This is a genomic window from Vibrio tritonius (assembly GCF_001547935.1).
Classification (GTDB): domain Bacteria; phylum Pseudomonadota; class Gammaproteobacteria; order Enterobacterales; family Vibrionaceae; genus Vibrio; species Vibrio tritonius.
In genome coordinates, this window is the sequence record NZ_AP014635.1 from 2,874,605 (window position 1) to 2,887,656 (window position 13,052).

Genomic DNA, 13,052 nt, shown 5'->3' on the forward strand with positions numbered 1-13,052 from the left:
ACGATTAATCCTCGTAGGAACAAATCTGTTGCCACAGTGCTCGACGCTGTTGAGTATTACCGTCGATATCACGTAAATGTGGTGAAACCAATTGTTTGTGAACTGAAGTGGGTAAAGGTTTGCAACCAGCAAACCACAACCATTCTAGAGTGGAAAGATCAAATTGCATCAATTGAGCAAGATGAATAAAACACGTTTCACTGTTAATAACATGGAAACTATTGATCACTCTATCAAACATAGCCACTTCGACGGCTGTTGGGTATTCATCGCTGACCAAAACCAAACGGCAATGACTTGGCAGTTGATTTAGGGAAGGCTGATAGCCTTTTAAGCGTTCAGCATGCGTTAATTCCCAGCTTTGAATCCCCATCTCCTGAAGATAGGACAGGTGTGAATGTGACATAGAGTTGATCTGTTATTTTCGAAAGCCCAATGCTATCAAATAAGCACTAACTGACTCAAGCATCGAGCCTTCGCAATGACAGGTTAGACCGTTAATGCATAGCTCTGAAATTCGGAGCTACACTCAACTATGCCTGCTGGGGCACCCGCTTCGGTTTCCCAAAGGGTGAAGGTATGGCAATCATTGTCCGCCAACGTCAAGTTTGGGTTCGATTGAAAACCTAGTGATGTCCAAAATTCCAACTTTCCGGTAGCGATACATCCTGGATAACCTAAGTCGGAAAGGGAATCTAATCCCTCACGGATAAGTTGCGAACCAATACCTTGATGTCGATGAGGCTGACTTACACACACAGGAAAGATGCCCTGCCAATTGGTCTCTTCCCCTGAGATGGTTAAGGGGCTAAACATGGCATGTCCAATCACTTCACCTTCATCAGTACAAGCAACAAGTGACAAGGTCAAATGACCATTTTCACGAAGAGACATCACCAAATCAGCTTCCGCTTCAGTGGTAAATACCGACTTTAATAACCGGTCAATTAATAGAATATCTGCTGGTGCTTCAGTTCGAATAAGCATGAACTACCTCATTATTGGATTGTGCAGCAGGCTCAGATAGGCCTTTATGCACAAATTCAGCTAATTGTTGAAGTACAACTTGCATCGGTTTCGGGAATTGTTCTAAATCGATGCTATCCATCAAATTTTTCACTTCTAAACCAAGCTCTGTATCGCCTTCAATCAGTAAACGGCGCTGAAAGAAAAGAGTATCTGGGTCTTCTTTGCGTCCGGCTATCAATACTAAATCATTCAGGTTGCCACTGAAACGAACATCTTCAATTACTTCTTTATTAGCGATAATTAAATTGTCATTTTGATAACTTATGTACCAATGTAAATTCATATCGTGAATTTCGATTTTAAGCCATTTATCGCTCAAAAAAGCAAAATCACCATCATCAATAGCTTCCCGAAAAACCATCAACATACTGTCTAGCATGGCTTTTTTTTGAACAAACGAAGGAATTAAGTGTACTGGAGATCGCAAAATAGACGCGGCATTTTGCACTAATTGAGAACGTATCTTGTTAATCACGAGCATTATCCGTACTGTAGAACAAATAAGTCTCATACTAGATTAACTCTTAACCACAATTTCTGTTATGTATCAAAAAAACAGCGTCTAACTCCTTCTAATTGACATTGATAACGCAAAGTTATAGTTAATAAGCTTGGGATTATGTAACATCGTATCAATCGCATTTGGGGACTTTGGTAGTATTTTCATGCCTGCGCAAACATTATTGGACAATTTGCAGCACTGGTTCGCGAAGTTAACCGCTAATCGCACGTTTTTCTTTGCTATTTTGGATAGAGAGCATCGCTATGTCATGGTGAATGAGCGCTATTCAGAATTGGCACAACTGCAACCAAGTCAATTGGTAGGAATGAGTGATCAACCAATACTTGGCGACCATTATTATCGGTACTTGAAGCCGTTCTATGAACGAGCATTCCTAGGCGAGAACGTGGAAAATGAGATAGAATTTGAGCACCAAGGCATCCAATTCAGTCTCCTATTTACTCTTTCTCCCATTACATATAATGGACAAATTAGTCACGTTATTTTCCAAGCAAGCGACACTTCAGAAAAACATCAATTACTGAGCTCCTTAGACGAATCAGAACAAAAATTTCTTACCTTATCGACTCTGATTAAAGATGGCTTATTACTGGTTGAAAACAATACTATTCTTTCAGCCAACCCAGCAGCTGCACGTTTACTTGGCTTTGAAGATCACAGTGAATTGTTAGGAGAAGAACTATCTCCACTATTTATTGATGGGCAAACGCATTTGGGGATGGCGCCAGGCTTCACAGAACAGCTATCAACCTCCCCTATCATCTGTCAAACCAGTACTCGTTGTGGCTTTGAGAGGTTAGTCGCCTTAAATACCGCCTGGACTCCCATGTGGGGTCAACACTCACAGCTCATCTTGATGCAAGAGTACTCTCCCAGTCCAAGTGAGTCTGTGCCAGCAGCTCTCAATAGCCTAGATATCCACCTCGACCCTCTCACTGGGTTATATAATCGTTTGGGGTTTAGTAAACGGGTTGATCAGCTCATTAAAACATCAACTCCGTCACTTATGCTCTATTTGGACGTGGATAACTTTAAAAATATCAATGACTCACTAGGCCACCACGTCGGTGATAAAGTCATTCGTGAAATTGCAGCGCGTTTAAAACGAATTCTTCCACCCCATGCCATTCTTGGTCATTTGGGAGCGGATGAGTTTGCTATCATCTGGCCAAATCCCGAACATCAACGCGCAGCCGAAATGCTGTCTGATCGAATCATCTCTTTGATTAATCAACCATTTGATCTGCACCATTTTACCAAACGACTTTCCTGCTCCATCGGCAGTGTTCGTTATCCAGAAAATGGGCAAAATGCTCGGGTATTACTGCAAAATGCAGATACTGCTATGTATGAAGCCAAAGAGCGTGGGCGTAACCGTTTGATTATTTACAATGATCAGATGAATAAAGAAGCGCGAGCAAGGTTATGGCTTGAGATCGAATTGCAAAAAGCATTGCAGCAAAACGGGTTAGAGGTATGGTATCAGCCGAAAGTGAATGCCCGTGATTTTAGTATTAACGGCGCAGAAGCACTAGTGCGCTGGAAGCACCCCGTCGAAGGCTACATTAGCCCCGCTTCTTTCATCCCTGTGGCTGAAAAATCAGGATTGATTGAACATTTAGGTCGGGTGGTTATTCGCGAAGTATTTACCACGGTAAAACGTTGGAAACAACAGGGTATATTACCCGGACGAGTTGCGATAAACCTTTCGCCTGAGCAATTTGGCAATAGACAGCTACTTGATTACCTAGATAAACAACTGCGTATTACTGGATTAGAACCGAGCTGTATTACCTTTGAGCTTACCGAAACAGCCGTAATGAGCAATAGTGATAACACCTTGCAAATGCTCAATGCCATTAAAAAGTTAGGCTTTACACTTTCGATTGATGACTTTGGAACGGGTTACTCGTCATTAGCGTATTTAGCTCGCTTTCCACTAGACGAACTCAAGATCGACCGCGGCTTTATTAATGATATTGATCAACTGCCAAAACAAATCACTGTAATAGAAAACATCATAAACTTGGGCAAATCATTAGATATGAGCGTCGTGGCGGAAGGGGTAGAAACCCAACAACAAGCCGCCCTACTATCAAATCTAAATTGTAATACGATTCAAGGCTTTCATTTTTACCGCCCTCAACCAAAACAAGAAGTAGAAGAACTGTTTGTCAAAAACTGCCGTCACAGAAAAAGAAACAGCGAACTTTAGAATGAACTAAACCTAATTTACATCAAACCCTTTACGCAATTTTGTTCATAAAATACCACGACTTATTAGACACAATAGTAATTGAGCCATGGAACTTTTATGTCCGGCAGGGAATCTTCCTGCCCTAAAAACGGCGATCGATTGTGGTGCAGATGCCGTCTATATCGGTTTTAAAGACGACACCAATGCTCGACACTTTGCAGGCCTTAACTTTGCTGGTAAAAAACTCGACAAAGCGGTAGATTACGTCAAAAATCACGGGAAAAAGCTGCATGTTGCAATAAATACTTTTGCCCATCCTGATGGCTTTGAACGCTGGACAAACGCCATTGATCAAGCAGCACAACTTGGCATTGACGCACTCATTGTCGCCGATATTGCTTTATTGGATTATATCAGTGAACACTACCCACAGATTGATATTCACCTTTCAGTACAAGCTTCCGCAACCAACAGTAAAGCAATTGAATTTTATAAAAATAACTTCAATATCAAACGGGTTGTGTTACCCCGAGTACTCTCTATCCATCAAGTGCGCCAGCTCTCCCGCTCCATTCCTAACGATGTCGAGCTAGAAGTATTTGCCTTTGGTAGCTTGTGCATTATGTCCGAAGGTCGTTGTTACCTCTCTTCTTACTTAACCGGAGAGTCACCGAATACGGTAGGAGCTTGCTCTCCGGCGAAATATGTTCGCTGGCAAGAGACACCATCCGGACTTGAATCTCGCCTCAATGAAGTGCTAATCGACCATTATGCACACGGAGAGAATGCTGGCTATCCAACCCTGTGTAAAGGTCGCTTTATCGCTGAGTTGGAAGGACAACCTAAGCGCTATCATGCTTTAGAAGAACCCACCAGCTTAAATACCCTATCCATGCTTCCTGAATTATTTGCAGCCAATATTGCCTCGGTAAAAATAGAGGGGCGTCAACGCAGTCCTGCCTATGTTGAGCAAGTCACTAAAACATGGCGATCGGCTATCGACCGCTATCTCGCCGCACCGCAGCAATACAAAGTCGCTCCAGCATGGGATGCAACTTTGGCTAACGTGTCAGAAGGTACGCAAACGACATTAGGCGCTTACCACCGTAAATGGCAATAAATAATTCAGCTTGGAGAACAACATGCGCTACGCACTTGGACCACTGCTCTACTTCTGGCCAAAACAGGATGTGGTAGAGTTTTATCAACAAGCTCGAGATAGCTCGGCAGATATTATCTATTTGGGGGAAACGGTCTGCTCTAAACGTCGTGAAATGAAGTACTCAGACTGGCTAGATTTGGCTAAAATGCTCGCCAAGTCGGGCAAACAAGTCGTGTTATCAACCATGGCTTTACTCGAGTCTCCGAGCGAAATCAATGTGATGAAAAAGTACATCGACAATGGCGAGTTCGCGATTGAAGCCAATGACGTATCAGCCATCCAATTAGCAACGGAACATCAGGTGCCCTTTATTGTCGGGCCAGCTATCAATGCCTATAACGCTCGCGCATTGAATATTCTGCTCAAACAAGGCATGACTCGCTGGTGTATGCCTGTCGAGCTGTCTAAAGAGTGGTTAGTCAACACGCTCGACCAATGTGACGCATTAGGTATTAGAGGACAGTTTGAAATAGAAGCGTTTTGTCATGGCTATTTGCCTTTGGCCTATTCAGCACGCTGCTTTACCGCCAGAGCAGAAAATAGAGCAAAAGATGACTGTGAAACGTGCTGTCTTCAGTACCCAACAGGCATCATGGTTGACAGCCAAGAAGGACAGCGAGTGTTTAACCTGAACGGAATTCAAACCCAATCAGGCTATTGCTATAATTTAATCAATGATCTCAAACACATGCACGACATTGTTGATGTAATACGCTTAAGCCCCCTTGGAGCAGAAACCTTTGATCATTTACATGCATTTCGCTCGAATGAACAAGGTGAACACCCAATCCACCTTGATAAGCGAGAATGCAATGGCTATTGGCATCAAGTCCCGGGACTCAATGTCATCGGTTAAGCCCAGCCAAACCTAATCGTTAATGAATAAAAAACTGGGAGTATTGGCTCCCAGTTTTTTATTGGCGATAACCGGTCGGAAAGATGGCTTGGCTTATCGGTTTGTTTCTCTGTAACTCCCGCCACAGCATAACCGCCGCCACGATACCTAATGCAATATTAGATAACGGAAACGCTAACCAAACACCGTTTAATCCGAACCAAAGTGGTAATAAAAATAGAAAAGGCATTTGTATAGTAATGTTTCCTAACGTGATAAACATAGCTTTACGGCTATAACCTAAAGCTTGAAAGTACGCACCAGTCACAACCAAAAAACCATCAAAAAACAGCGCAAAAAGATGCAACCGAATCGCAACTTCCGCACTACGGATCAAATCAAGGTCATTACTATTGAATATTTGAATGATCGAGATTGCGAAAATATTGACTCCCGCTACAAATGCAATCCCCCCGACTACCACAACAGACATAGAAAGCCGCAATAAGGTTCTAATCACTGGATAGTTTTTAGCGCCATAGTGGAATGAAGCTAATGGCTGCATACCATTGGCTATACCTTCAACTGTCAGATAGTAAACGGTGATGATATACCCCAAAATCGCGTATGCACCAATACTGACCGACTCCCCATAGTAGGCAAGCTGACTATTATGTAGAGCCACAGTCGTCGCACTATAAATGTACATAAAGAAGCTTGATAACCCTATTAGCACGATTCTGGGTAAGTATTGCCACTCCATACGCAAACATTGACGCGTTAAACGCAAAGTCGCCCGTGAAGAGAAAAAGTAATGCCCTCCTGCAAGCGTCACCACCATTTGAGCAAGTAACGTGGCCAGAGCCGCACCTCGTAATTGCCATCCTAGAACCGCAATAAAAAGATAATCAAAAATGATATTGGTTAGAGCACCAGCTATCATCAAGATAGTTGCCAAATTAGGGCTATTATCGTTTCTCAGTAAAAATGGCGTCGCAATAGAACCAAGCGTAAAAACGCAGCCAATGGTCAACACATCCAAATACTGACGCGCAAGCAGCAAGCCCCCGTCATCGGCACCTTGCCAAGACAAAAAGTAAGGCGCACCAAAATAGATAATAGTAGCGATAACCGGAGCAACGCAGACTAAGGTTATAAGGCCAGTAGCCAAGATACGCTTTGCCGCCTCTCGATCGCCTTCCCCTTGTTTTATCGATGAGAGAGCGCCAGAACCCACCCCCAACAACATACCTAAACCGAGAGACATAGCGATAACAGGCCAAGCGAGATTAATGCCAGCCAATCCATCGGCTCCCATATAGTGACCAATAAAAATGCCATCAACGACCTGATAAAGGCCATTAACCAACATTGCAGCCACAGTGGGTATGGTATAACGCAGAAATTGACGATAAATAGGCATAACACCACCGATTAGATAGTTAGAACAACTAACTACCTAAGACTATTAGCTTAATGATTTGTGTAGAAGAGTATCTAAGAAAACCGCTTCTTCATCAGTCAAACGTTCCGTCATCTCTAATGCCATTAGAGCGTATACCTTACTTTCATTGGACAGATGTTTTTCTGCTTCTTCAGTTAATTCGAATCGAACTGATCGTGCGTCTTCATGACATAAAATTCGACGAATCAAACCACGGCCTTCTAAACGTTTTACCATAGAAGACGCGGAAGGTTTCGTCACTTCCATTTTTTTGGCTAGATCGGTTAGACGAATCGGCTCACCAGCACTCTGGATCGCTTTAAGATAGTCATACTCGTTAAAACTTAAATGAGAAATTGGATCTTCTTTCCCATGTTTTCGCCAAACTTTGGCTGAAAATCTCTCTAATTGTTCTAAGTTCATTGCCAAACTCATAAGAGCCTCAAATGGTTAGCTTACCTAACTAAATAGTTCAATAATCAGGCGCTAATTATCAAAAAGGCGACTCTAACGAGTCGCCTTTCAATAGTCAATCACTTACTGAAATTATACTTTTTCTTCTTGCTCTTTAGCCTGCTTAGCGGCTTTTTCCGCGGCAGCTTTATCGTCACGAACCTGCTTAAAGATACGTTCTAACTCTAAGAAAGAATATCGGTGCTCAACATACTCATAAACATTCATAGAGATGGCCAACTTATACAACGAAAGCGCATGCGCGAGTTGACCTTGCATTTGATAACGCTTACCCAGATAAAAATACGTTTCTGTTAAACGTTGAGCGAGTAGCTGATTGTCGTGTGTGTGTTCCAAAATAAAAGTAAACGCCTGCTGCTCAGAAACTTCATCTAACATCAACGCAACAATAGTCCAACCCCAAGAATCATTATGAGCACTATAACGATTTAATAACTGCTGCTTAGCTTGTTCAGGATTAATATCATACTCGATGATGTAGCTCCAAAGCGCATTAAACGGATCGTTAGGCGTTTTCTCATCTAATGCTTTCATATCCTCTAAAGCGAGCTCTGGTCGCTCACCATAATAAAGAGCAACAGCGCGATTACGCAGAGCATAAATGTCATCAGGATTCATCTCTAACGCCGTGTCAAAAGACTCATACGCGGCATCATGCTGATCTACACCAGTGTAGTAAACTCCAAGCAGATTAAAGATATCCGGTTGCTTGGGATCAATTGCCAAAGATTGAGAGAAATCGAGACGCGCTAAGTCTTGCAGCCCAACGCTATCATAAGCATTACCACGATCATTTAGCATTTTGGTTCGCACTTTATCGCTCAAATCTTGGCGTTGCAGTAATTGAGTCAACCGAGCAATTTGTACCTCTTGTTGTACTGAATTTTGCAAAGGAACCGCCATAGGTGGATAAATCCATTGCGCTTCTTGTGCGCCTTTTGATACACACCCAGCAAGCAGCATTAAGGCTAGGCTAGCCGATACGGTACGAAACCATTTCACAGATAGATACTCCTGTTATCCGGTGGAGATTCATGTTTTGGTAGACATCATCGCCTACCTTATGTCCCTAAAGTAAAAAAGGGAGCGTAAACGCTCCCTTTATAACATGCTTTCGAAAAGAAATGTGAAATTACAGTTCTAATCTAGTCGGCAATTATTCAGCTTGGTTGTCTGCTGAATCAGTAACAGTCTCTTCTTCTGTTTTCTCTACCGCTTCTTTCATGCTTAGACGAATACGGTTTTGACGGTCGATTTCAAGAACTTTAACTTGAACTTCTTGACCTTCAGTTAGGTAATCAGACACTTTCTCTACGCGTTTGTCTGCGATTTGAGAAATGTGTACAAGACCATCTTTACCTGGAAGTACAGTTACGAATGCACCGAAGTCTGCTAGACGAGCAACTTTACCTGTGTAGATTTTGCCCACTTCAACTTCAGCAGTGATTGCTTTGATGCGTTCAATCGCATCTTTCGCTTGGTCACCGTCAGTTGCAGCAATCTTAATCGTACCGTCGTCTTCGATTTCGATCGTAGTGCCAGTTTCTTCAGTAAGCTGACGAATCACTGCACCACCTTTACCGATAACATCTTTGATCTTATCAGCGCTGATTTTCATGGTGTGGATACGTGGAGCAAATTCAGAAATGTCGTCACGTGCGCCAGAGATCGCTTGGTCCATTACAGAAAGAATGTGCATACGTGCACCTTGTGCTTGGTTAAGCGCAATTTGCATGATTTCTTTAGTGATGCCTTCGATCTTGATGTCCATTTGCAGTGCAGTCACACCGTTTGATGTACCTGCTACTTTAAAGTCCATATCACCTAGGTGGTCTTCGTCACCCAAGATGTCAGAAAGAACAACAAAATCGTCGCCTTCTTTTACAAGACCCATCGCGATACCCGCAACAGACGCTTTGATTGGCACACCTGCATCCATAAGAGCAAGAGAAGTACCACATACAGAAGCCATTGAAGATGAACCGTTTGATTCTGTGATTTCAGAAACAACACGTACAGTGTATGGGAATTCATCAACAGAAGGCATTACCGCTGCAATACCGCGTTTCGCTAGACGACCGTGACCGATTTCGCGACGTTTTGGTGAACCAACAAAACCAGTTTCACCCACACAGTATGGAGGGAAGTTGTAGTGTAGTAGGAAGTGGTCTTTACGCTCACCCGTTAGCTCATCGATGATTTGCGCATCACGTTGAGTACCAAGAGTTGCAGTCACCATTGCCTGAGTTTCACCACGAGTGAACAATGCACTACCGTGAGTACGTGGTAGAACACCAGTACGAACATCAAGTGCACGAACCATATCTTTTTCACGGCCGTCGATACGTTTTTCGCCAGCGATGATACGACCACGAACCACATTCTTCTCTAGAGAACCAAGCATGTTCTTAATGGTGTTTTCATCGATGGTTTCGTCTTCAGCAACAATCGCTGCAACAACGTCAGACTTAATGTTACCAACTTGCTCGTAACGAGCCATTTTGTCAGTGATTTGGTACGCTTCAACGAAACGAGCTTCAGCTAGTTCAGCAATTTTCGCTTTCAATTCAGTGTTTACAACTGGAGCAACCCATTCCCATGCAGGAGTAGCCACTTCAGCAGCGAATTCATTGATTGCTTTGATTACCGTTTGTTGTTGGTCGTGACCGTAAACAACAGCTGCAAGCATTTGCTCTTCAGAAAGAACGTCTGCTTCAGATTCAACCATAAGAACCGCACTCTCAGTACCTGCAACAACTAGGTCAAGACGAGAATCTGCAAGTTCAGTTTGGCTTGGGTTTAGAACGAGTTGATCGTTAATAAAACCAACACGTGCAGCACCGATAGGACCGTGGAACGGGATACCAGAGATAGCAAGCGCTGCTGAAGTACCGATCATAGTCACGATATCAGGTTGAACGTCTGGGTTTACAGATACAACTGTCGCGATAACTTGAACTTCGTTTTTGAAGCCGTCTGGGAAAAGAGGACGGATTGGACGGTCGATAAGACGTGCAGTAAGCGTTTCGCCTTCAGATGGACGACCTTCGCGCTTAAAGAAACCACCAGGGATTTTACCTGCAGCGTAAGTACGCTCTTGGTAGTTTACTGTCAGTGGGAAGAAGTCTTGACCTTCAACCGCTTCTTTTTTACCAACAACAGAAACGAATACTGAAGTATCGTCCATGGTTGCCATAACTGCCGCTGTTGCTTGGCGAGCCATTACGCCAGTTTCTAGAGTAACGGTGTGGTTACCGTACTGAAACGTTTTAACTACTGGTTTTTCAAACATGAGTGTTCCTTTACTCTAAGTATCTACTACTTAGATTTTTCAATTGAATACTCAGTGCATCACTCATCGCGACTAGTAAAAACAGACGAAACATACTCGCAGAAATGCACGAGCGAGCATCTGCTTTGAATAGCCGCGACCAAATGGTCGACTAAGGTGACAGCAATGCAAAGAGTCGATGTAACCGGCCAATAATTCATATTATTGAACCGCGAGTAGTATAAACTACTTCCCTAAGATTTTGCTAAATTTAGATAACAAAAAAGGGGCATAAAGCCCCTTTTTCAAACAAACCAATCTTAGCGACGAAGGCCTAGACGTTTGATTAGGTCTTGGTAGCGTCCTAGATCTTTACCTTTTAGGTAATCTAGAAGTTTACGACGACGAGAAACCATGCGTAGAAGACCACGACGGCTGTGGTGATCGCCTTTGTGAGCTTTGAAGTGACCTTGTAGGTGGTTGATAGAAGCAGTAAGTAGTGCTACTTGTACTTCTGGTGAACCAGTGTCGCCTTCGCCACGTGCGTAATCAGCAACGATTGCTGCTTTAGTTTCTGCATTCAGAGACATAATTCTCTCCTAAGAGTTAAGTTTATATTTGTGTCAGCCAATCTCTGATTCAGCCGACACGAGGAACGCGAATTATAGAGAATAAAAGGTAGCCCGACAAGGACTATCCTCTTTTATGAGGACACATTTTTATGCGTCGTCTTCTCCGTAAACCACTAAGCGTTTTGGTGCTACTTTGCCATCGGCATCAATTTCAGCCACACCCAAGAAGAGACGCTCTTCTCCGCCAGTCATGCGAACTTGGCCGTGGGTTGGCACACCTGAGATTTGTACCGCTTGCCCGTGTTGAACAAGATGAACCAATTCAGGAATCATGTTTACTTCAGGTAAGTTTTGCACTGCGGTATCCATTGGCAATAACAACGGATCCAATAATTCTTTTGGTGCAATGTCTTGCTGTTGCGCTTGCTCCAGCAATTCATTGAGTTGCTCTAATGTCACCATACGTTCGTATGGATAATCAGCTACACCGGTACGACGTAAATAGATCACATGCGCACCACAACCCAGTAATTCACCAAGATCATCTACGATTGTACGAATGTAAGTACCTTTTGAACAATGTACTTCCATTTCAACTTCATCGCCTTCAAAACGATGTAGTTCAATATCGTAAACCGTAATCTTACGAGCTTCGCGTGGAACATCGACGCCTTCACGAGCATATTCGTACAGTGGACGACCTTGGTATTTCAATGCGGAAAACATTGAAGGAACTTGGTCTGTTTCGCCACGGAATGACTCAATGTGCTTTAACAAGGTGTCACGATCCACATTAACTGGACGTGTTTCTACCACTTCACCATCAGAGTCGGAAGTATTCGTTCGTTCTCCCAACTTAGCAATCACGCGGTAGCGCTTATCGGAATCAAGTAAAAACTGAGAAAACTTCGTTGCTTCTCCTAAACAGATAGGCAACATCCCCGTCGCTAGAGGGTCTAGTGCGCCAGTGTGTCCCGCTTTCTCCGCAAAATAAATGCGTTTTACTTTTTGTAATGCGTCGTTAGATGAAATGCCAGTAGGTTTATCAAGCAACACTACCCCATTAATCGGGCGACCTTTACGTCGTCTTGCCATTACTCTTCGTCCTCACGACCTGCTTCTTGCTGTTTACGTTTGTCATTGCTAACCACTTCGGTTACCAAATTAGACATACGCATACCATCAACCAAAGTATTGTCGTAGAAGAAACGAATTTCTGGAGTTAGGCGTAGACGGATTCGCTTACCTAGCATCATACGAATATGAGCTTCATGCTCACGTAATGCAGTTAAGCAAGATTCTGGCGTTTGCTCACCTACACATAGGAAAGTCACAAACACTTTTGCATAAGATAAATCGCGAGACACTTCAACATCTGAGATTGTCACCATACCTAGGCGAGAATCACGAACTTCACGTTGAAGAATCATGGCTAATTCTTTTTGTAATTGCTGAGCCACACGCTGTGTACGGCTAAATTCTTTTGGCATATCTTTTCTCACTTACAGAAAGAATGGGGGGATGGTTTCCCAGCCCCCCATGGTG

The 13,052-nt window shown here is 43.2% G+C and carries 13 protein-coding genes; 3 read left to right on the plus strand and 10 right to left on the minus strand.

The features are described 5' to 3' along the window. Positions 1-4 precede the first annotated feature (4 nt). The 3 genes from JCM16456_RS12695 to ubiT all read right to left on the minus strand — a co-directional run bounded on the left by JCM16456_RS12695 (position 5) and on the right by ubiT (position 1,504). A complete protein-coding gene (locus JCM16456_RS12695; RefSeq protein WP_068714894.1) occupies positions 5-406 on the minus strand; it encodes a DNA polymerase III subunit psi in 402 nt (133 codons plus the stop codon). Between the two features lie 83 nt (positions 407-489). Continuing rightward, positions 490-987, minus strand: coding sequence for a GNAT family N-acetyltransferase (locus tag JCM16456_RS12700; protein WP_068714896.1), 498 nt, complete (start codon positions 985-987; stop codon positions 490-492). Beyond that, positions 971-1,504, minus strand: coding sequence for a ubiquinone anaerobic biosynthesis accessory factor UbiT (gene ubiT, locus JCM16456_RS12705; RefSeq protein ID WP_068716076.1), 534 nt, complete (start codon positions 1,502-1,504; stop codon positions 971-973). The genes JCM16456_RS12700 and ubiT overlap by 17 nt, the downstream gene beginning before the upstream one ends. 190 nt (positions 1,505-1,694) lie before the next feature. On the opposite strand from ubiT, the gene JCM16456_RS12710 reads away from it, so the two are divergent. From JCM16456_RS12710 to JCM16456_RS12720, 3 genes are all read left to right on the plus strand, one after another. After that, complete coding sequence (locus JCM16456_RS12710) at positions 1,695-3,767, plus strand: sensor domain-containing protein (RefSeq protein ID WP_068714897.1); 2,073 nt, start codon at positions 1,695-1,697, stop codon at positions 3,765-3,767. An 88-nt stretch (positions 3,768-3,855) separates the two neighbouring features. Continuing rightward, positions 3,856-4,869 carry a ubiquinone anaerobic biosynthesis protein UbiU gene (gene ubiU / locus JCM16456_RS12715; RefSeq protein ID WP_068714899.1) on the plus strand — a complete coding sequence of 338 codons (1,014 nt, stop codon included), beginning with the start codon at positions 3,856-3,858 and terminating at the stop codon, positions 4,867-4,869. Between the two features lie 22 nt (positions 4,870-4,891). Next, positions 4,892-5,767 carry a U32 family peptidase gene (locus tag JCM16456_RS12720; protein WP_068714901.1) on the plus strand — a complete coding sequence of 292 codons (876 nt, stop codon included), beginning with the start codon at positions 4,892-4,894 and terminating at the stop codon, positions 5,765-5,767. 58 nt (positions 5,768-5,825) lie between these two features. Here JCM16456_RS12720 and JCM16456_RS12725 read toward each other — a convergent pair whose 3' ends face one another. From JCM16456_RS12725 to rbfA, 7 genes are all read right to left on the minus strand, one after another. Then, entirely contained in the window at positions 5,826-7,169 is a 1,344-nt protein-coding gene (locus tag JCM16456_RS12725; RefSeq protein ID WP_068714903.1) for an MATE family efflux transporter, read from the minus strand. A gap of 45 nt (positions 7,170-7,214) precedes the next feature. After that, positions 7,215-7,625 carry a MarR family winged helix-turn-helix transcriptional regulator gene (locus tag JCM16456_RS12730; RefSeq protein ID WP_068714905.1) on the minus strand — a complete coding sequence of 137 codons (411 nt, stop codon included), beginning with the start codon at positions 7,623-7,625 and terminating at the stop codon, positions 7,215-7,217. A 111-nt stretch (positions 7,626-7,736) separates the two neighbouring features. Next, the gene (gene nlpI / locus JCM16456_RS12735) at positions 7,737-8,666 is read right to left on the minus strand and encodes a lipoprotein NlpI (protein ID WP_068714907.1); all 930 of its coding nucleotides are present in this window, start codon (positions 8,664-8,666) and stop codon (positions 7,737-7,739) included. 154 nt (positions 8,667-8,820) lie between these two features. Beyond that, on the minus strand, positions 8,821-10,956 hold the full coding sequence (gene pnp / locus JCM16456_RS12740; RefSeq protein ID WP_068714909.1) for a polyribonucleotide nucleotidyltransferase: 2,136 nt from the start codon (positions 10,954-10,956) through the stop codon (positions 8,821-8,823). 299 nt (positions 10,957-11,255) lie between these two features. After that, positions 11,256-11,525: a 30S ribosomal protein S15 gene (rpsO, locus tag JCM16456_RS12745; RefSeq protein WP_068714911.1), complete on the minus strand. Its 270-nt coding sequence runs from the start codon at positions 11,523-11,525 to the stop codon at positions 11,256-11,258. A gap of 129 nt (positions 11,526-11,654) precedes the next feature. Further along, positions 11,655-12,602 carry a tRNA pseudouridine(55) synthase TruB gene (gene truB, locus JCM16456_RS12750; RefSeq protein ID WP_068714913.1) on the minus strand — a complete coding sequence of 316 codons (948 nt, stop codon included), beginning with the start codon at positions 12,600-12,602 and terminating at the stop codon, positions 11,655-11,657. Further along, positions 12,602-12,997, minus strand: coding sequence for a 30S ribosome-binding factor RbfA (rbfA, locus tag JCM16456_RS12755; RefSeq protein ID WP_068714915.1), 396 nt, complete (start codon positions 12,995-12,997; stop codon positions 12,602-12,604). Before rbfA ends, truB begins: the two co-directional genes overlap by 1 nt. Positions 12,998-13,052: the final 55 nt, after the last annotated feature.